19 protein-coding genes are annotated in these 19,531 nt (G+C 70.5%); 8 read left to right on the top strand and 11 right to left on the bottom strand.

Annotated elements, in window-relative coordinates; genetic code table 11:
- Positions 1 to 5: 5 nt before the first annotated feature.
- Positions 6 to 257: a DUF4242 domain-containing protein gene (locus MIAR_RS03295; RefSeq protein WP_285631246.1), complete on the bottom strand. Its 252-nt coding sequence runs from the start codon at positions 255 to 257 to the stop codon at positions 6 to 8.
- Positions 258 to 420: 163 nt separating this feature from the next.
- Between MIAR_RS03295 and MIAR_RS03290 the strand changes: the two genes are divergently transcribed.
- Positions 421 to 2,316, top strand: a complete 1,896-nt coding sequence (locus tag MIAR_RS03290; protein WP_285631243.1) for a DUF5107 domain-containing protein — start codon at positions 421 to 423, stop codon at positions 2,314 to 2,316.
- A 14-nt stretch (positions 2,317 to 2,330) separates the two neighbouring features.
- Here MIAR_RS03290 and MIAR_RS03285 read toward each other — a convergent pair whose 3' ends face one another.
- The gene (locus tag MIAR_RS03285; protein ID WP_285631240.1) at positions 2,331 to 2,654 is read right to left on the bottom strand and encodes an ArsR/SmtB family transcription factor; all 324 of its coding nucleotides are present in this window, start codon (positions 2,652 to 2,654) and stop codon (positions 2,331 to 2,333) included.
- 16 nt (positions 2,655 to 2,670) lie between these two features.
- On the opposite strand from MIAR_RS03285, the gene MIAR_RS03280 reads away from it, so the two are divergent.
- On the top strand, positions 2,671 to 3,132 hold the full coding sequence (locus MIAR_RS03280) for an SRPBCC family protein (protein WP_285631237.1): 462 nt from the start codon (positions 2,671 to 2,673) through the stop codon (positions 3,130 to 3,132).
- A 7-nt stretch (positions 3,133 to 3,139) separates the two neighbouring features.
- Here the strand turns inward: MIAR_RS03280 and MIAR_RS03275 are convergent, their stop codons facing one another.
- The gene (locus MIAR_RS03275) at positions 3,140 to 3,724 is read right to left on the bottom strand and encodes a helix-turn-helix domain-containing protein (protein ID WP_285631234.1); all 585 of its coding nucleotides are present in this window, start codon (positions 3,722 to 3,724) and stop codon (positions 3,140 to 3,142) included.
- A gap of 73 nt (positions 3,725 to 3,797) precedes the next feature.
- On the opposite strand from MIAR_RS03275, the gene MIAR_RS03270 reads away from it, so the two are divergent.
- From MIAR_RS03270 to MIAR_RS03255, 4 genes are all read left to right on the top strand, one after another.
- Positions 3,798 to 5,123 (top strand): MFS transporter, encoded by a 1,326-nt coding sequence (locus MIAR_RS03270; protein WP_285631231.1) that lies wholly within the window; start codon positions 3,798 to 3,800, stop codon positions 5,121 to 5,123.
- 290 nt (positions 5,124 to 5,413) lie between these two features.
- Positions 5,414 to 6,340: a nuclease-related domain-containing protein gene (locus tag MIAR_RS03265; RefSeq protein WP_285631228.1), complete on the top strand. Its 927-nt coding sequence runs from the start codon at positions 5,414 to 5,416 to the stop codon at positions 6,338 to 6,340.
- 60 nt (positions 6,341 to 6,400) lie between these two features.
- Positions 6,401 to 7,204, top strand: a complete 804-nt coding sequence (locus tag MIAR_RS03260) for a MerR family transcriptional regulator (RefSeq protein WP_285631225.1) — start codon at positions 6,401 to 6,403, stop codon at positions 7,202 to 7,204.
- Between the two features lie 145 nt (positions 7,205 to 7,349).
- Complete coding sequence (locus tag MIAR_RS03255; RefSeq protein WP_285631223.1) at positions 7,350 to 9,785, top strand: polysaccharide lyase 8 family protein; 2,436 nt, start codon at positions 7,350 to 7,352, stop codon at positions 9,783 to 9,785.
- A 204-nt stretch (positions 9,786 to 9,989) separates the two neighbouring features.
- Here the strand turns inward: MIAR_RS03255 and MIAR_RS03250 are convergent, their stop codons facing one another.
- Positions 9,990 to 11,213 carry an NAD(P)/FAD-dependent oxidoreductase gene (locus MIAR_RS03250; RefSeq protein ID WP_285631220.1) on the bottom strand — a complete coding sequence of 408 codons (1,224 nt, stop codon included), beginning with the start codon at positions 11,211 to 11,213 and terminating at the stop codon, positions 9,990 to 9,992.
- A gap of 172 nt (positions 11,214 to 11,385) precedes the next feature.
- On the opposite strand from MIAR_RS03250, the gene MIAR_RS03245 reads away from it, so the two are divergent.
- Positions 11,386 to 11,886: an Lrp/AsnC family transcriptional regulator gene (locus MIAR_RS03245; protein ID WP_285631218.1), complete on the top strand. Its 501-nt coding sequence runs from the start codon at positions 11,386 to 11,388 to the stop codon at positions 11,884 to 11,886.
- A 50-nt stretch (positions 11,887 to 11,936) separates the two neighbouring features.
- Here the strand turns inward: MIAR_RS03245 and MIAR_RS03240 are convergent, their stop codons facing one another.
- From MIAR_RS03240 to MIAR_RS03215, 6 genes are all read right to left on the bottom strand, one after another.
- Entirely contained in the window at positions 11,937 to 12,713 is a 777-nt protein-coding gene (locus MIAR_RS03240) for a DeoR/GlpR family DNA-binding transcription regulator (protein WP_285631883.1), read from the bottom strand.
- Positions 12,714 to 12,718: 5 nt separating this feature from the next.
- Entirely contained in the window at positions 12,719 to 13,588 is an 870-nt protein-coding gene (locus MIAR_RS03235; protein WP_285631215.1) for a class II fructose-bisphosphate aldolase, read from the bottom strand.
- The gene (locus MIAR_RS03230) at positions 13,585 to 14,748 is read right to left on the bottom strand and encodes a 1-phosphofructokinase family hexose kinase (RefSeq protein WP_285631211.1); all 1,164 of its coding nucleotides are present in this window, start codon (positions 14,746 to 14,748) and stop codon (positions 13,585 to 13,587) included. Before MIAR_RS03230 ends, MIAR_RS03235 begins: the two co-directional genes overlap by 4 nt.
- A 121-nt stretch (positions 14,749 to 14,869) precedes the next feature.
- Positions 14,870 to 15,856 carry an ROK family protein gene (locus MIAR_RS03225; protein WP_285631208.1) on the bottom strand — a complete coding sequence of 329 codons (987 nt, stop codon included), beginning with the start codon at positions 15,854 to 15,856 and terminating at the stop codon, positions 14,870 to 14,872.
- A gap of 8 nt (positions 15,857 to 15,864) precedes the next feature.
- The gene (locus tag MIAR_RS03220) at positions 15,865 to 16,764 is read right to left on the bottom strand and encodes an SIS domain-containing protein (protein ID WP_285631205.1); all 900 of its coding nucleotides are present in this window, start codon (positions 16,762 to 16,764) and stop codon (positions 15,865 to 15,867) included.
- Between the two features lie 197 nt (positions 16,765 to 16,961).
- Entirely contained in the window at positions 16,962 to 17,258 is a 297-nt protein-coding gene (locus MIAR_RS03215) for a chorismate mutase (protein WP_285631202.1), read from the bottom strand.
- Between the two features lie 145 nt (positions 17,259 to 17,403).
- Between MIAR_RS03215 and MIAR_RS03210 the strand changes: the two genes are divergently transcribed.
- A complete protein-coding gene (locus MIAR_RS03210) occupies positions 17,404 to 18,582 on the top strand; it encodes an AI-2E family transporter (RefSeq protein WP_285631199.1) in 1,179 nt (392 codons plus the stop codon).
- Positions 18,583 to 18,606: 24 nt separating this feature from the next.
- On the opposite strand, the gene MIAR_RS03205 is transcribed toward MIAR_RS03210, so the two are convergent.
- A complete protein-coding gene (locus MIAR_RS03205; protein WP_285631196.1) occupies positions 18,607 to 19,527 on the bottom strand; it encodes an ABC transporter substrate-binding protein in 921 nt (306 codons plus the stop codon).
- Positions 19,528 to 19,531 lie beyond the last annotated feature (4 nt).

Below are 19,531 nucleotides of genomic sequence, written 5' to 3'. Positions count from 1 at the left end.
ACCGGCTAGGCGCCCTCCCTGACCAGGTGGATCTCGTCGGCGACCAGGCCGTGCGCCTCGCGGTGCACCGTGTTCGCGGCCTCGGGGTCGGGCGCGTCGACCAGGCAGAAGATCTTCCCGCCCGCCTCGTCGACCCAATAGCGCAGGTACTGCACGCCGTGCTGGTCCTGCAGGGCCAGGTCGGCGGCATGCGCTTTGGCGACATCGTCGAGGCTGACGGCGTCGCCGAGCGAATGGACATCCATGTAGAGCGGCATGATCGAATCCCCATCTGTGATCGCCGCCGCCTCGGCCGGTGGTCGGGGTGCGCCCCCAACGGCTTGTGAGAAGCGATGCTACGCCGGTGCGGGCCGCCGCGACAGAGCCGCTTGCACCGGATGCTGGGCGCCGGCGCGCGCATTGGCTAGCGTGAGCATCATCATGACTGCCACGCTCACGATCGCCTCGGTCCCGCTTCCCTCCGCACCCGTCGGCGAGGTGAATCCGCTGCCCGCGGTGGCGACGATGCCGCAGGCCCCGTACGAGGCGTCGACCGAGGGGCTTCCGGCCGAGATCGCGTCGAACATCGCGTACGGACGGGTCGACAGCATCCACCCGTACCTGCTGCAGGACCAGTACGGGCGCGAGCGCAGCATGTCCCCGATGCGGCTGGCCGTGCTGGAGAACGAGCACATGCGGGCGGAGTTCGCCCTGGATCTCGGCGGCCGGCTGGTGCGCCTGCTGGACAAGGCGGACGGACGCGACCTCGTCTATCGCAACGACGTGTTCCAGCCGGCGAACCTGGCACTGCGCAACGCCTGGTTCTCGGGCGGCGTGGAGTGGAACATCGGGATGCGCGGCCACTGGCCCCTCACCTGCGACCCGCTGTACGCCGCCGAGGTGACCGGGCCCGACGGCGAGCCGGTGCTGCGCATGTGGGAGTACGAGCGCGTCCGCGGACTGATCGTGCAGCTCGATGCGACCCTGGACGCGCATGCTCCCGCGCTGCACGTGCAGGTGCGGGTGCGCAACCCCCACCCGGTTGAGACGGGCATGTACTGGTGGACGAACATCGCCGTGGCGCAGACCGCGGAGTCGCGGGTGTTCACCAGCGCGACGCAGGCGTACCGCACCGACTACGACGGCCGCCTGTCGCTGGTCGACCTCGTCAGCGACGACGTGTCGTACCCGGCATCCGCCCCCGTGGCCGCCGACTGGTTCCATGTGCTCCCGGCGGGCGAGCTGCCGTGGATCGCGGCACTGGAGGCGGACGGGTCCGGCCTCGGTCACGTCTCGACCGCCCGGCTGAAGGGGCGCAAGCTGTTCGTCTGGGGCGACAACGCGGGCGGGCGCCACTGGCAGGACTGGCTGGGCGGCGACTACTTCGAGATCCAGGGCGGGCTGGCGACCACGCAGTACGAGCACCTGCGGATGCCGGGCGGTGCGACCTGGGAGTGGCAGGAGTCCTTCCTTCCCGTGCACGCCGGCGATCCGTCCGGAGCGTGGGCCGCGGCGAGTGATCGGGTCGCTTCGGCGGTGCGCGCGGCGGCATCGCGGGCGTCCGACGGTCCGGCTCGGCTTGAGGCCGTCGCCGATCTCGCACCGCGGCGCGTTCTGCAGGCGGGGTCTCCGTGGGGTGCGCTGGAGGCGGCGCTGTCGGCCCGGTACGGCGTCGCGTTCGAGGGTCTTCCCGGCGTGCGTTTCGACGCGGATGCCGGAGCGGATGCCGCGTACTGGCGCTCACTGCTCGGGTCGGCGGAGGCGGCTGACGACCCATCCGTGCCGCCGTCGTCATATGTGGCGGGCGAGCTCTGGGACCGGCTGCTGGCCGAGGTGCCGGCGAGCTGGCTCACGCACTACCACCGGGCCGTGATGGCGCACGCGCGCGGCGAGCTGCGCGCTGCCGTGGCCGGATACGAGGCATCGCTGCGGCTGCGCCGCTCGGCGTGGGCGCTGCGCGGACTCGGCCTGGTGAGGCTCGCCTCGGGCGAGACGGATGCCGGCCTCGCCGACCTCGTGGATGCCCGGATGCTCGCGCCCGAGATCGCACCCCTCGCGCTGGAGCTCGGCGAAGCGCTGCTCGCCGCAGGGCGGGCAGAGGACGCCCGCGACCTGCTCTCCGCGCTGCCCGCGCCGATGCGGGAGCTGGGGCGCTTCCGCGTGCTGGCCGTGCGCGCAGCGCTGGCATCCGCCGACCTCGCGGAAGCCGGCGGCCTGCTCGAGGAGGGCATCGAGGTGCCCGACATCCGAGAGGGCGAGCTGAGCATGTCGGAACTGTGGCGGCAGGCGTTCCCCGACCGCCCTGTGCCGCAGCGGTACGACTTCTCGATGAGCTGAGCGGAGGTTCCGGCTCAGCCGTCGAGATCCTCGAGCAGCTCCACCGCAGCGCGGGCGTAGTCGCCGATCCAGCGGTCGTGGATGCGCTTGATGGGCAGGGGCGCCAGCGACAGCCACCGCTCCCGCCCGACGCGACGTCCGATCACCAGGTCGGCGCGCTCGAGCACGCGCAGGTGCTGCAGCACGGTCGTGCGGTCCAGCTCGGGGAAGCGGCCGCACAGTTCGCCGGTGGTCAGTTCCGCGGGGCGCAGCGCGTCGAGCATCCGCCTTCTCACGGGGGCGGCGAGCGCCTTGAACACGAGGTCGTCATCGTCGGGGGCTTGATCTCTCGATGACATGTTGTAATCTTATAACATGTCTGAGCTCACCGAACTGTCGTTCACCGTGTCGGGCCGCATCTCCCGCCCCGTCGCGGAGGTCTACGAGGCGGTCGCCGATCCGGATCGCCTCTCGAAGTACTTCACCACCGGCGGGGCCCGTGGCCGACTCGAGGCCGGCGCCGAGGTCAGCTGGGACTTCGCGGACTTCCCTGGCCGATTCCCGGTGACCGTCGTCGAGGCCGAGGCCCCGCGACGGATCGTGATCGAGTGGGACGGCAACGAGACCGTCGACGATCGCAGCCGCGTCGTCTTCGAGTTCGCGCCGATCGACGATGGCACGCGCACGCTGGTGACGATCACCGAGAGCTCGTGGCGCGCGACGGATGCCGGAGCGAAGAGCGCCTTCGGCAACTGCGAGGGCTGGACCGGCATGCTCGCCGCCCTGAAGGCGTGGGTCGAGCACGGCATCAACCTGCGCGAGGGCTTCTACAAGTAAGCCCGCCTCAGATCGCCTCGTCGGCGGCGACGATGTCGATCTGCCAGAACCGCGAGTCCGGCGCGGAGCGGTCGTGCGCCGCTTCGGCCTCCGAGATCACGCGCCCCAGCTTCTTGGTGAGCTGCTCGTACTCCGCGTCGGTGAGGCGAAGATTGTGGATGGCGAGCGTGCCGTGCTCGACGTCGTCGCGCCCGCCTGCGAGGTTCTCCAGGGCATAGGACACGACCCGCTGGACGAGCTTCTGATGGTCCTCGGCGAGTGCCGCGATCACGACGTTCCCGAGCGCGACGTCGGCGACCGGCGCCTCGGGCGAGCCGACGTTCAGCGACTCCCGGATGGGCGTCCACACCCGGTCCCGACCGTCCCGGGCGTGCTCCGGCGCTTCGACGATGAGCCCGGCATCCGCCATGACTCTCAGATGGAAGCTGATCTTGTTGGCGGGCTGACCGAGCTCCTCGGCGAGATCGGCCGCGCGGAGGAACTCGCGCTTCGCGAAGACCCGCATCATGTCGCGCCGCAGCGGGTTGGCGAACGCCTTGAGCATCGCGGTGGTCATGGTCCGCGAAGGACGCTCCTCCTGCTGCTCGGTCATGCCCGCAGTATATCCAGTTGAATTTGCGCGACTTTACTTGCGCAAGTTTAGTTGCGTGGTTAGATTGAGCGTCATGACCTCGTTGTGGCGCAACCTTCAGTACGTGTCCTGGCTCGTCAGCGACACGAGCAAGGGCCTCGCCGGCGCACTGTTCGGCTTCGCGATCCCTCTCATCGCCCTGATCGTCACCAACGACCCTGCTCAGGCCGGGATCATCGGCGCCGCCGGAACCGCTGTGCGTGTGACGCTGACCCTTTTCGGCGGCGTACTGGCCGACCGTCACCGCCGCATCACGCTCATGGTGCTGGGCGGGTCGATCGGCGTCGCGCTCTCCGCCGCCTTCACCGTGCTCGCCCTCGGGGACGCGCTCACGTTCTCCACGCTGCTGGTGATCGACGTGCTGCTGGCGGCGCGCTCCGGGCTGTTCGACGTCGCCGGCGAGAGCGCGCTGAAGGACATCGTGGCCCCCGACACCATGGGCCGCGCCCAGGCCGCGAACCAGGCCAGGGATGCCGCGCTGCAACTGGCCGGCGGCCCGATCGGCGGTGCATTGCTCGTGGCCGGCGGGTGGCTCGTGGGCGCCGTCATGACGCTCTGCCATCTGGTCTCGGCCGTGTCGGCCGCGACCATCCCTCGGTTGCGCGGAGCGGATGCCGCCGCCGGGCCGGCTGGGCCGACCGAAGGCATGGCGACGGGCGCGGAGCCCGGTGGGGATGCAGCATCCTCCTCCAAACCGAACGCCCTCCGCGAGATCCGGGAGGGATTCGCCTGGCTGTTCTCGCGGCCCGACCTGCGCGGCGTGCTGCTGATCCTGACCATCATCAACCTCGGAATCAACACGGTGATGACCACGATCGTCTATTCGCTGCAGCAGACCGGGCATTCCCCCGCGGTGATCGGCCTGATCAGCGCCGGGATGGGCGCGACCATGCTCGTCGGCGCCCTCCTCGCCACTCCCCTCGTCTCGCGCATCGGCGCCGGCGTGCTGATGGTGGCCGGGCTGGTCGCCCTGAGCATCGGCTCGGCGGCGACGCTGTTCGTGCACGAGCCTTTCTGGATCGTGCTGGTGATGGCGATTCCCGGGCTGACCCTCGCCCCGCTGAACGCCGCGATGGGCGGCTACTTCATGGTCGCGACCCCGAGCGAGCTGATGGGACGAGCCTCGAGCGCGTCCGGCGTCTTCGCGATGGGCGCCATGCCGCTCGCCCCGCTGATCGCCGGCTTCGGCCTCACCTGGCTCGGCCGAGGTGGCACGATCCTGCTCGGCGCCGGTCTCTGCGCGATCGCGGCGCTGATGGCCGTCGCGAACCGCGGGCTGCGCTCGCTCCCCGCCGAGGCCGGCTGGGCCGAGCACGCCCGGCAGTTCGAGAACGCGAGGGTTCCGTCGCCCGTGCGCTGACGGCATCGCCCATCACCCCGGTGGAGAACCTTCTTCCCAGCCCGTGATCGCGCCGATAGGCTCCGCACAAGGCCGACTGGGGAGCGGGTCATATGACGGATCCTGAAGAGAGCGCAGAGGGGGAACGGATGCGGCTGCGCTACGCCGGCCGCTGCCGCCTGTGCGGCACCGATCTGCCCGCGGGGACGGATGCGGTGTACGAACGCTCCCGCAGTACCGTGCGCTGCGTGGAGTGCGCGCCCGCCGTTGATCAGGCTGATGCGCGTGGGGCTGTCACTGCCGAGGTCGCAATGCACCTCGGCATCCCGGCTGACGCCGACTCCGTCGACCTGATCCGTCCGGATCCTGACCTCGAGAATCCGATCCCGCCCGCATCGGCGTCCGTCCCTGATGCGCCACTGGAGCCTCCGGCGTCTGCCCCTGCCCCGCCGACGAGCTCGCTGAGGCTTCGCCCACCGGCATCCGCTGTCATCGCCGAGACGCTCCGCGTCCAGGCCCTGCACCCGCCCCGCACGCGTACCGCGCGGTTCTTCGGGAGGGACCCGCTCTCCACGGGCGCAGAGTCCTGGTACAGCGGAGCACTCGGTGAGCTCGAGGTCGGACGCGTTCTCGATCATCTCGGGCAGGGCTGGCACGTGATCCACGCGATCCCGATCGGCACCCGCGGCAGCGACATCGACCATCTGGTGATCGGTCCCGCCGGTGTGTTCACGATCAACACGAAGCGGCATTCGGGGAAGGTGTGGGTCGGGAATCGGATGCTGCTGGTCAACGGGCAGCGGACGAACCACCTGCGCAACGCCGAGCACGAGGGACGGCGTGTGTCGCGGATCCTGTCGACGCCGGTGACGCCGCTCGTCGTGATCGTCGGAGCCCGAGAGCTCGTGGTCAAGGAACGCCCGGAGAAGGTCGTCGTGCTTCAGTCGAGGGACCTCGTGCGGTGGTTGACCCGTTCGGCTTCCGCCCTGACTCCGCCAGAGGTTCGGGAAGTCTCGTCACGCGCCGCGGACTCTGCGACGTGGGGAGCGTCCGAGCCCGCGGAACCGGACTTCGCCGCCTTCGATGCGCTGCGCGCCTCACGAGCATCCGCTTACCGCCGCCGCCGCGTATGGGGCCTCGGCGTCGTCGCTGCGATCATCGCGTCCGCGCTGGTCGTCTTGCAGAACCTGGCGTCGATCGGCCCGTTCATCTCGGGCCACCTGTCCACCGTCCACTGAACAGCATCCGTGGTCGGCCAGACTTGACCCTGACACGGTGTGAGACGGGAGAACTGAACCATGTTGTCCATCGGAGCGTTCGCGCAGATCGGCCAGGTGACCCACCGCATGCTGCGGCACTGGGACACGGCCGGGCTGCTCGTGCCCGCCCACGTGCACGAGTTCAACGGCTACCGCTCCTACGACCCGTCGCAGCTCGACCGGCTGCACCGGATCGTGGCGCTGCGTCAGCTGGGATTCGGTCTCGACGAGATCGGCACCATCCTCGAAGAGGGGCTGGATGCCGATCGCATCGAAGCGCTGCTGCGCACCCACCGATCCCGCGTGGAGCGCGAGCACCGGATCGCGGCCGCGAGACTCGTCGACGTGGAACGGCGGCTCCATCTCATCCAGAAGGAGAAGCACATGTCCCGCATCGAGATCATCGAGAAGCCGCTGCCCGCCGTCCGTCTCGCCGCCCGCACGGCCGTCGCCGCCGAGCAGGCGGAGATCGGCACCATCGTCGGGCCGGCCTTCGACGCCGTGTCCGAAGCGCTCAGCAGGGTCGGCGCGTCCCTGGCGACGCCGATCGCGCAGTACTCGTCCGCCGAGGACGGGATGCTGCTGACCGTCGGCTACGAGTACTCCGGCCCCGACGTCGAGGGCGTGGAGATCGTCGAGCTTCCCGCCGTCGATACGGCGATCTGCGGCGTGCACCTGGGCTCGATGGAGCGCATCCCCGACAGCTGGGCGGCGCTGCACGAGGAGATCATCGCCCGCGGCCTCGTGCCCTCCGGCCCGTGCCGCGAACTGTACGTGCGCGCGGTCTCGGAGGACCAGTCCGACTGGGTCACCGAGCTGCAGCAGCCCGTCACTCAGGGCTGAACAGCCCGCACGGATCCACGTCGCGCGGCACGCAGCCCGCGCGACGTGGCCGGACGGATGACGGAATTAGTCCATAGTCTCTACTAATCCGGCGGGAAAGCGTATACCTTGGCCTCCAACCCCTCTTCCCACCCTTTGGAGGCCGATGATGTCCCCTCTTGAACTCAACCGCCGTTCCTTCCTCGCCGTGCTCGGCGCGGGTGCGCTGGTCACCCTGACCGGCGCACCCGCCAACGCGTCGACCGTGCGCACGGCGACAGACGATCCGCTCGCCGCCCTCATCGCCAAGCGCCGGATCATGCTCGCCGGCGACGGCAGCGCGGCATCCGTCCCCGAACTCGCCGGCGTGCTCAGCGACATGAGCAGCGCCGCCGCGGCGAGCTGGAGCGCGATGGTGCGCCCGGCGGCCGCGCCCGGGATCTGGGCCGACCTGCCGGTCGCCGGCGTCACCGGGACCACGCTCTCCGGCAACATGGGCGTCACGTTCGACCGCCTGTTCAGCCTGTCGCTCGCGTATGCGACCGCGGGGTGCACGCAGTATCAGGATGCTGCACTGGCGGCCGACCTCGTCGACGCGCTCACCTACCTGGCGGCCAACGTCTACGTGGCGGGCCGCTCGCCCGTCGGCAACTGGTGGTTCTGGGAGATCGGCGTGCCGCGCAAGGCCGCCGACATCCTCGTCCTGCTGCATGACGTCGTCCCCGCCGAGGTGCGCGGCTCCCTGCTGGCCGCCGCCCGCTACTTCACCCCCGACCCGAACTGGCGCGGACGCGGCACCAGCTTCGCCGAGACCGGCGCGAACCGCACCGACAAGGCGCTTTCGTGCGCGCTGCGCGGCATCCTCGACTCCCGCCCCGACGAGATCGCGCTCGCCCGCGACGCACTCAGCGACGTCGTGCGCAACGGCCGCAACAGCGTGTTCGGGTACGTCACCAGTGGCGACGGCTTCTACACCGACGGCTCGTTCGTCCAGCACACCTACCTGCCCTACGTCGGCACCTACGGCGTGGTCACGCTCGGCGGCATCGCCGAGATCCTCGGCCTGCTCGGCGGCAGCGAGTGGGACGTCGTCGATCCGAAGAAGTCCGTGGTCCTGGATGCGGTGGAAGGCGCCTACGCGCCGTTCATCTGGAACGGCCGCATGATGGACACGGTCCGCGGACGCGCGGTGTCGCGCCAGAAGGCCCCGGACTATGTGGACGGCGCCGGCGCCATCACCGCCATCCTGCTGCTGGCGCAGGGGGCGGGAGAGCCGTACCGCAGCCGTTACCTGTCGCTCGTGAAGGGCTGGCTGCTGCGCAGCAGCGAGAAGCAGTACGGCCTGCCGTCGCAGACCGTGGCGAAGTCGCTGCTGGTCACCTCCGTGCTCGGCGATGACTCGGTGGTCCCGGCGTCCGCTCCCGTCTACACGAAGGCGTTCGGCGACCAGGACCGCCTGGTGCACCACCGCCCGAACTTCAGCGCGGTCGTGAACGTGTCGTCCAAGCGGATCGGCCGCTACGAATGGGGCAACCGCGAGAACAACCTGGGCTGGTACCAGGGCGACGGCCTGACCTACTTCTACACGCCGGTGGCCCCCGATCAGTTCAGCGCGGACTTCTGGCCCACCGTCGACCCGTACCGACTGCCGGGCACGACGGTCACGGCCGAGCCCCGCGCGAACGGCGCGAACGACGGCACGGGCATCCCGCGGGCGTACCAGGCCTTCGGCGGCGGCCTCGCCCTGGACGAGCGCTGGGGCATCCAGGGCATGGACCACCTGAACTTCAACAAGACGCTCAGCGCCCGCAAGTCGTGGTTCTTCCTCGACGACAAGGTCGTGTGCCTGGGCGCGGCGGTCACCTCGGCATCCGGTCACGAGGTGTTCACGACCATCGACAACCGCTCCTTCGCGCCAGACTCCGTGCCGACGCTGCGCACCGACAACCGCTATCGCACCGTGGCCGCAGGCAGTGCGGCGATCCCGGTGCGCCGCAATGTGCACATCGACGGTCACGGCGGGTACGTGTTCCTGAAGGGCGAGAACGTCAGCGGCTCGATCGACGTGCAGGTGGTGCGGCGCACCGGCGACTGGAAGACCATCAACTCCGGCTCCGACACCGGCGGGACCGACGAGGCGAAGACCCGCGACTACGTCACCCTCACGCACCACCACGGCACGGACCCGTCCGGCGGCGGCTATGCGTACATCGTGCTGCCGAACGTCCACCACTCGGTCACGTTCGACGAGTCCGAGACGCCGACCGTCGAGGTGGTCGCCAACAACGCGCAGACGCAGATGATCCGGGTGGCGGGCTCGGGACTGACGTTGGCGAACTTCTTCGCCGCGGCGTCGGCCGACGGCATCCAGGCGAGCGGCCCGTGCTCGGTCGCGGTGCGGACGGATGCCGGGCGCACGACGGTCGCGCTCTCCGACCCGAGCCGTACGCAGACCGTCGCACGGGTGACGGTCCCGGACGCGGCGGGCGCATCGATCGTGGAGGCCGATGCCGGTGTGCGGGTCGTCTCGACGGCGCCTCTCACCCTGGAGTTCGATCTGGACGGCCACGGCCACGCGAAGCGGGTCGTGCTCGGGGCCTGACGCCTCACGCTCCTGCGGCCCGGACCTTCGAGGGTCCGGGCCGCAGGAGCTCGAGCACCGGCATCCGCTCCGCCCCGCGCACCGGGCCGGATCAGAAACGCATCAGCCAGCCAGGCCGGATCAGAATAGCCTCGGGGAATCGCGCTTCCGAGGCGTTTCTGATCCGGTCTGCGGATGCGGCGCCCAGGAGGGCCCGGACGCCGCTCAGCGCAGCGGGTCGAAGGGCTCGATCGCGGGGTGGATGCGGCCGGTCGTGATCTGCTCGGCGAGCAGCTTGCCGGTCGCGGGCCCGAGCACGATGCCCCACATGCCGTGGCCGCCGGCGACGTACACGTTCGGCGCCTGAGTCGCACCGACCAGCGGCAGGCCGTCGGGCGTGACCGGGCGCGAGCCCATCCACTCGTCCTGGCGCTCCTCGAAGTCGATCCCCTGGAACATCTCGCGCGCCTGGGCGATGATCGCCTGGATGCGGCGCGGCTGGAACGGCTCGTCCGGCCCGCGGAACTCCATGGTGCCCGCGATGCGGAAGCGCCCCTGGTACGGGGTGCAGGCGATGCGCTGGAACGGGAAGTACACCGGATGCTCCTGCGGCTGCGCGGTCGCGACGGTGAACGAGTAGCCGCGGCCGGCCTGCACGCGGGTGCGCACCCCGAGCCTGCGGGCGAGTCTCGGCATCCAGGCGCCGGTCGCGATGACCACCGAGTCGGCCTCCATGCGCTCGCCGTTCGACAGCGCCACGACCGGGCGACGGGTGGAGGACACGTCGGTGACCTCCAGTCCCGTGATCAGCTCGGCGCCGCGGGCGACGACCGCCTCGCCGAGCGCCTCGACGAAGGGCGCCGGCTCGAAGAAGCGCTGCCCGTCCAGCCGGTAGACGTGGGTGACGGCATCCGACAGCACCGGTGCGAGCTCACGCGGGTTCTCCAGGCGCTCGAACGGCACCTCCTGCCCGTGCCGGACGACGCCCTCGATCTCGTGCAGGAAGCCCTTCGAGTCGGCCTCCTGCTTGAAGCCGATCACGAACGGCCCCTCGCGGGTCCACGAATCCACGCCGCCGTCGAGCAGCTCGTCGAAGCACTCCAGCGCCATCTTGTCGATCGGGGTGAGGGATGCCATGGTGCGATCCCACGCCCTGTTCGTGCCGTGCGCGGCGAACTGCGCCAGGAACGACCACAGGCCGGCGTCCACGCGGAACGGCACGTGCAGGGCCGCATCCGGGTCGAGCAGCGCCTTCGGCCCGTAGGTCCACAGGCCGGTGTCGGCCAGCGGGATGGTCTTGCCGGGCGTCAGCCAGCCGGCGTTGCCCCACGATGAGCCGGCGGCGACACCGACCCGGTCGATGACCGTCACCTCGACCCCGCGCTCCTGCAGGTGCCATGCCGTGGCGAGACCGACCATTCCGGCCCCGACGACGATCGTGCGCGTCATTGCGTCCTCCTGAAGAACACGTCGTTCGACTGAAAGAGGAGTCGAGGCACGACGAAGCCCCGCTCATCCACGATTATGCAGATCTCGCTCATCAGCTTGGCCAAGGTCGAAAGTTCCTGCGTAAGATCGATGCGCACACCGCAGAATCTTCACTCCGAATGGGAACGCGAGCATGCCGGCATCCGATTCTTCGACGGCCCACCGCACAGCGATGGCCGACGCCGGGCTCGACGCTGTCGACCGCACGATCATCGCCGAGCTCAGCCGCAACGGGCGGCTGTCCAACACCGAGCTCGCGGCGCGCGCCGGGATCGCCGAGTCCACCTGTCTCAAGCGCGTGCGCGCGCTGCAGGCGAACGGGGTGATCGTGGGCTTCCACGCCGAGATCTCGCCCGCCGCGATCGGCCTGCATCTCGAGGCGCTGATCACGATCCGGCTGCACGCGCACGCGCGGGGCGACCTGCGCCGCTTCCAGGCCTACGTGGAGGATCTGCCCGCCACGCAGCGGGTGTACTTCCTCGCCGGTGACCGGGACTTCCTGGTGCACGTCGCGGTTCCGGATGCTGCCGCGCTGCGCGAGCTGGTGTCGGACACGCTCAGCCTTCGGCCGGAGGTGGCGTCGACCTCGACGAGCCTGATCTTCGCGCACGCCGCCGGATCGCAGGTGCTGTAGCGCTGCGCGCTGATCCACGCGACCAGGTCGTGCTGGTTGCCGCCGCGGGGTCAGCCCGCGGTGCGCACCTCGAAGCCGGCATCCGCCAGCGCCGCGCGATCGGCATCCGCGACACCGGCATCCGTGAGCACCAGCGGGAACAGCGCCGGGCCGCCCACGTGCGCGAACGACGCGCGGCCGAGCTTGGACGCGTCCGCCACGACCACGGCGCGCGCAGCGCGCTCGGCCATCATCCGGTTCACGGCGGCCTCGGCCTCGTCGTGGGTGGTCGCGCCCTCCGCGGCCGACAGCCCGTTCACGCCGATGAAGGCGATGTCCAGGCGGATGCCTCCGAGCAGCTGCTCAGCGAACGGGCCGACCAGCTCGAAGCTGCGGGCGTGGATCGCACCGCCCGTGACGACCACCTTGAACTCGGGCCGCATGGCGAGCTGGGCCGCGATGTTCACCGCATTCGTCACGACCGTCAGCCCCTCGGCACCGAGGTCGTCGCGGGCGGCGAGCGCGGTGGCGATCGCGGTCGTCGTGGTCCCGCCGGAGAGCCCGACCACGTCGCCGGGCGACACGAGCTCGGCCGCCAGAACCGCGATCTGCTCCTTCGCGCCCGTGCCGAGGTGGCTCTTGTACCGGATCGGCAGCTCGTAGGCGACCGACTGCGCAACGGCACCGCCGTGCGTGCGGGTGAGCAGGCGCCGCTCGGCGAGACTGTCCAGATCGCGGCGGGTGGTCGCGGCGGATGCGCCGAAGCGGTCGACGAGCTGCTCGACTGACACCTCGCCCTGTGCGGCGAGCAGGTCGAGGATCGCGGTCAGGCGGGCGGCGCGGTTCATGCTCATCACGCCCGCTCGGCGAGGGCGAACAGGCGCAGCATCCGAGCGGCCTCCTCGGCGACGGCCTCACGGCCGGGAGCGACGTACTTGCGCGAGTCGACGAGCTTCTCGTCGGCGGCGAGCGTCTCGCGGATCGCGCGCGTGAAGAATCCGTTCAGGTGCGTGGAGACGTTGATCTTCGTCATCCCGGCCTGCACGGCGCGCACGATCACGTCGTCGGCGACACCGGACGATCCGTGCAGCACGAGCGGCACGTCGCCGCCGTTGCGGCCGATGCCGCGCAGTGCGCTCTTCAGGCGTCCGATCAGGTCGATGTCGAGCGCGGCCGAGCGGTCGAGCATCGCGTGCGAGGATCCGACCGCGACGGCCAGCGAGTCGACGCCGGTGGCCTCGACGAAGGCGCGCGCCTCGTCGGGGTCGGTGCGGACGCCGGGTGCGTGTGCTCCGTCCTTGCCGCCGACCTCACCCAGCTCGGCTTCGATGTAGACACCTGCGGCGCGAGCCCGGCCGGCGATGTCGGCCGTGAGCTCGACGTTCTCCTCGTAGTCGAGCTTGCCGCCGTCGAACATCACCGATCCGAAGCCGAGTTCGATGGCCTCGTCGACGAGCTCGGGGCGCTCGGCGTGGTCGAGGTGCACGGCGACCGGGGTCTTCGCCCTGCGGGCGATGGCGAGGGTCGCCCAGCCGATCGGCTCCAGCCCGCCGTGGTAGTCGGCGCAGTTCTGCGAGATCTGCAGGATCACGGGCAGCTGCGCCCGCTCGGATGCCGCGGCGAGCGCCTCGGCGGTCTCGAGGTGGATCACGTTGAAGGCGCCGAGGCCGGTGCCGGCGGCGGCGGACGCGCGCATCAGGTCGCGTGCTGAGACGAGGGTCATCGGGTTTCCTTCGGGTCGGACTCTGCGGTGCCGGGGTCGGCGGCGCGGGATTCTCGTTCGGGAAGCTGTCGCTCGGGGCCCGGGTGCGCGTCCACGGAGTCGGGTCGGGCGGTGACGGTGAGGGCGTGCTCGAGCTCGGGCCAGGAGGGGTGGATGTCGCCGGCGAGAGGCATCAGCACGGCGGCGGCCGACCAGGCCGTCGCCCGGCGCAGGATCGCCTCAGGGTCATGGTTGCCGGCATCCATCAGCACGGCGCAGGCGGCCACGCCCGCGTCGCCCGCACCGGTCGGGTTGCCGGCGAGCGCCGTGTCGAGCCGGGCGTGCAGGATGCTGACCGGAGCGGCATCCGCGCGCAGCTCGCCGTCGTGCTCCCGTTCCTCGCCGGGGGTCCCGGATGCCCGAGGCTCGGAAGGCGCGGCGGACACCGCCAGCATCCCGTCGGCGCCGAGCGAGAGCAGCACCAGCTCGACGCCGCGGCGCAGCAGCTCGCGCGCGCCCTCGATGGGGTCGTCCAGGCCGGTGGCGTCGCGGAGCTCATGCTGGTTGGGCTTCAGGACGGATGCCCCGGCATCCGCCGCCGTGAGCATCGCCGGCCCGGAGGTGTCGACGATCACGGCCGCGCCGGCATCCCGCCCGAGGCGGATGAGAGACGGCAGCAGGTCATCGGGCGTGCCGGGCGGCAGACTGCCCGAGATCACGAGCACGTCCTGGCCGCCGGCATCCGGACCGGCGGCGTCCCCGAGCCCGTCGGCCCGTGCGTCGGAGGCCGACACCCGCGCGAGCGCGCGCGCCACAGCATCCTTCAGCGCGGTCCATTCGACATCCGTCGGGGCCTCGCCGCGCTCGTTCACGATCGTCGTGTCGCCCAGAGCCTCATCGACCAGCGCGATGCTGCGGCGTGTGGAAGCGGTCACGGGCACCAGCACGTGCGGCACACCCGAAGCGTCCAGCTCCGCGGCGAACTCCGCACCCGTCGCGCCGCCCGAGGTCGTGATCGCCACGGCGGACGCGCCCTGCGCGTGCGCGACCCTGGCGACGTTCAGGCCCTTGCCTCCGGCGCGCGACTTCCCGGCATCCGCTCGGTGCACCCCGCCGATCTCCAGCGCGGCGACGTGCCAGGTGAGGTCGAGGGCGGGGTTCGGCGTGACGGTGATGATCATGCGGCCACCGTCGCTTCGTGCGAGCACACCTGCACGATCCGGGAACGGATGCACGACGCATCCGGCGATCCGATCGTGCAGGTGTTCCCGGATCGTGCATCCGTGCCCGGCAGCGCGGAGGTCATGCGTGCGCCGCCTCGCGAGCGCGCAGCGCGGAGCCCAGGATGCCGGCATTGCCGGAGAGCTCGGCGGGGACGAGGACCGGGATGCGGTGGAAGCTCAGGCGGTCGGCCAGCCGCGTCCGCAGCTCGTCGAACAGCGCCCCGCCCGCGCGCGACAGGCCGCCGCCGATGACCACGGCCTGCGGCGCCATGACGGCGGTCAGCTGCGCGATCGACATGGCGAGGGCATCGAGGGCCTCGTTCCAGATCCGTGCGGCGGTCTCGTCGCCGGCGGAGGCCAGGGCGATCACCTCGCGTGCGCCGTCGACGACCGTGCCCGTCTCCTCCGCATAGCGCCTGGAGATCGCGCCGGCGGATGCTCTGGCCTCCAGGCATCCGCGGGCTCCGCAGGGGCAGGGCCATTCGCCGATCGGCGAATGGCCGATCTCACCGGCGTAGCCGCCCGCGGTGTACGGCTGTCCGCCGACGAGCAGCGCGCCGGCGATGCCGGTGCCGATGATCAGCACGACCGCGTCGGCGTAGTCCCGAGCGCCGCCGAGCACACGCTCCGCCCAGCTCGCCGAGCGCACATCGTGGTCGAACGCGACGGGCAGCCCGAACCGCGCGGCCGTCAGGTCCCGGATCGGGGCGTCCCGCCAGCCGAGGTTGCTGCTGAACACGGCGATGCCGCTGTCGGCGTCGACGATGCCGGGCACCACCAGGCCGATCGCCTCGGGCACGATCTCCGGATGCTGCTCGCGCAGCTCCTCGGCCAGCTCGGCGAGCCGGTCGATCAGCGCGCCCACCGGGTCGTCACCGCCGACGGGAGTGGGCGTTCGCCGCAGTCCGACGGCCGCGCCGGTGGCATCGAACAGCGCCGACTTGATGTCGGTGCCGCCCACGTCGAAGGCCAGCACGGGTGCACCCGCACCGATCCCCGCCGCCGCGGCGAGCCGCTCGCCCGACTCGTCCTTGACGACGTCGGGGATGCGGTCGTGCTCGGTCATGGCGCGTCTCAGTCGTCGAGGATCACGGAGCGGGTCAGGTTGCGCGGCTGGTCGGGGTCGAGCCCCTTCCCCACGGCACGGTCGAGGGCCACGCGGTGCACCCGCACCAGCTCGGCCATCGGGTCGATCGGATGCTGCACGAAGCACGCTCCGGTGGCCTCGACCTGCGCCTGCAGGCCCTCGGGAGCGGCACCGAACTGCCAGGTGATGCGGCCGGGGGCGGCGATGGCGATCGGGCCGTGACGGTACTCCATCGAGCTGTACGACTCGGTCCACGACTGCGAGGACTCGCGCATCTTCAGGCCGGCCTCGTGCGCGAGTCCGAAGGTCCATCCCATGCCGAGGAAGCTGTACTGCTCGGCGTCGGTGAGCGCGGGGTCGTCGGATGCCTGTCCGTCGAGCACGGCCTGGGCGTCGGCGATCGCCGCGTCCAGGTCCTCGCCGAGGGATGCCCGGAACAGGGCGAGCGCGGTGGTGGCGAAACGGGTCTGCACCACCGACTGCTCGTCGGCGAACGGAAGCGCGATGACGGTGTCGGCCAGGTCGACCAGCGGGGAGGTGTCGTCGCCGAGCACGGCCACGACGGGGGTGCGGCCCTTGACGCGCTCGGTGAGCTCGAGGACCTCGGTGGTGGTGCCGGAGCGGGTCAGCGCGACGATCGCGTCGTAGCCGCGGCCGTACGGGAACTCGGATGCCGTGAACGCGTCGGTCTCACCGTGGCCGGCGGCCTCGCGCAGAGCGGCGTAGGACTGCGCCATGAACCACGAGGTGCCGCAGCCGACGACGGCGATGCGAGCGCCGGAGGCCGGGAGCAGCGCCTGCTCTGCTCGCATCCCGGCCGCGCGGGCCCAGGTCTCCGGCTGCGAGGTGAGCTCCGCGCGCATGTGCGCGCCGGCGGCGTTGGTCATGTCCGACTCCCGAGGATGCAAGTTTGTGAGCGATATACGCATGTAACGCTCACATTATGGCATCTGTCGGTGCGGATTGTCGAGACTCCCCTGCACAACCCCGCAGAAACGCACGACTCCGCAGCCAGAACCCTATCCGGATGCGGAGTTGTGCAGAACTGCGGAGATGTGCAGCATCCCGAGAGGGCAACGCGGGCTCAGCGCCCCTCAGCGGCCTCCGTGTGGTGGCGGATGACCTCGGCGACGACGAAGTTGAACCACTTCTCGGCGAACTCGGGATCGAGATGCGCCTCCTCGGCGAGCGCACGCAGACGCGCCACCTGCTGCTCCTCGCGCTTCGGATCGGACGCGGGCATCTCGTGGTCGGCCTTCAGGTGACCGACCTGCTGGGTGGCGCGGAAGCGCTCGGCCAGCAGGAAGATCAGCGCGGCATCGATGTTGTCGATGCTGGCTCGCAGGCGCAGCAGCTCGGCGCGGGCGGCTTCGTCGGACATGATCCTCCTCAGTGGTGCGGCGCGGATGCGACAGTTCGACGATAGTCGGCGGGCTCTGCTCGGACCGCGTGAATTGCGGCATCCGGTGACGGATTCGCGCACGTCACGCGATTCGAGAGCTGCGAGCGCACATAGAGTGTTCGGCATGAGCGCCGACGAGTCCGTGAAGTCAGAGCCCGCCGCAGAGTCGGCGACGGTGCAGACCGTCGTCGTCGAGGATGCCCCGCCCTCCCCCGCGCCGCCGGTGGTCGAGCCGCCCCTGCCGAGCCGCTCGTTCTGGACGCGCATCGACAAGCCGTTCGCGTTCGGGTTCCTGGTCGCCCTGGGCGGCCTCGCCGCGATCCTGCTCGCACTCACGCTCTCGAACCTGTCCACCGTGCTGATCTACATCGCGTTCGCGATGTTCGCAGCGCTCGGCCTGGACCCGGCGGTGCGATTCCTCGAGCGGCGCGGTCTCTCGCGCGGCGTCAGCGTGCTCGCGGTGATCCTGGGCCTGGTCGTCGTGCTGGCGCTGATCCTGTGGATGATCATTCCCGTGGTGGTCGAGCAGGTCACCCTGTTCGTGAAGTCCGTGCCGCATCTGATCACCGACTTCATGCACAGCGATGTGTACGCGTTCCTGGAGAAGCAGTTCGGCGACCAGTTCCAGCAGCTCGTCGAGGACGCGCAGAAGTTCCTCACCGACGGCAAGACGTGGCAGGCCGTCGGCGGCGGCGCCCTGCAGGTGGGCAGCTCCATCGCGACCGGCATCTCGGGCTTCATCGTGGTGCTGGTGCTGACGCTGTACTTCGTCGCAGGTCTCCCCACGATCAAGACCGCGCTGCTGCGCTTCGCGCCGGCCCGCGACCGCGAGCGGGCGCGTGGCATCACCGACCAGATCACGGACTCCGTCGGCGGCTACGTTCAGGGCATGGTGATCCTGGCGTTCGCGAACGCCATCGTCGCGCTCGTGCTGTACCTGGCCCTCGGCCTGCCGTTCCCGCCCCTGATGGCGACGGTCGCGTTCCTGGTCACGCTGATCCCGCTGGTGGGATCGGTGCTGTTCTGGGCCATCGGCTCGGTGATCGCCCTGTTCGCCGACCCGTGGCACGCGCTGATCTTCGCGGCCGTCTACCTGGTCTACATGCAGGTCGAGGCGTACTTCCTCACGCCCCGCGTGATGAACAAGGCGGTCGCGGTGCCGGGGGCGCTCGTGGTGATCGGCGCACTGGCCGGCGGCACGCTGCTCGGCCTGCTGGGCGCCCTCGTCGCGGTGCCGGTCACGGCATCCATCCTGATCATCATCAATCAGGTGTGGCTGCCGCGGCAGGATGCCCGGGTCTGAGCATCCCGCCACGGCAGACCGGACTCAGTCGAGCCCCTTCTCCTTGAGCCACTTGGCCGCGATGTCCTCGGCCGAGGCCTGATCCACCGTCGACTGCACGTTCATCGAGACGAGGTCCTCGGCGCCGAGCGCGGCGCTGATCGGGTTGATGACCTTGGCGATCTTGTCGGCGATGTCGCTGGACGCGATGGGCACGACGTTCGAGGCCAGGATCATGTTCTTCGGATCCTTCAGCGCCACGATGTCCTTGGTCTGGAAGGCGGGGTCGGCGGTGTAGATGTCAGCCACCTGCACCTGACCCGCCAGCAGCGACTCGAGCGTGCTCTGCGCCGTGGCGGAGAACCCGAGGTCGACGTCGTAGATCTTCTTCGCGCCGGCGGGGCCGTACGGACGCTGCTCCAGCTCGGGTGCGCCGCCGAGCACGGGCTTCGTGTTCAGCTTCGCCAGGTCGGCGATCGATTCGAGGCCGTTGTCCTCTGCGAACTTCTTCGTGACCGTGTAGGTGTCCTGGTCGCTGGCCTTGGAGTAGTCCAGCGCCTTCAGGGTCTTCGGCAGCGCCTTCTGCAGTGCCGCGTAGACGTCGTCGGGGCTGGTGGCGGTGGCGCTCTTGTCGAGGTACTCCAGCAGGTTGCCGGTGTACTCGGGGAAGAGGTTGATCTTGCCCGACTCCACGTCCGGCATGTACGCGTCGCGCTGGCCGACGTTGAACTTCTTCTCGACCGTGAAACCGGCCTTCTCCAGCGCCTGCGCGTAGATCTCCGCGATGATCTCGTTGGAGTAGTACGCCTGCGAGCCGACGACGATGGTCTCGCCGCCCTTGTCGGTTCCACCGCCGGCGGAGGGCTCGTCGAGCGGGTTGCTGCTGCCGCATCCGGCGAGCGCGAGGGTCGCGGCGAGCGCGACCCCGACGGCGAGTGCGAGTCGGGACTTCCGTGCGGTGATCATGATG

It is taken from the genome of Microbacterium arabinogalactanolyticum (assembly GCF_030268005.1).
GTDB lineage: Bacteria > Actinomycetota > Actinomycetes > Actinomycetales > Microbacteriaceae > Microbacterium > Microbacterium arabinogalactanolyticum.
The sequence above is the reverse complement of the archived record's forward strand: the minus strand, read 5'-3'. Positions and strand labels throughout refer to the sequence as shown.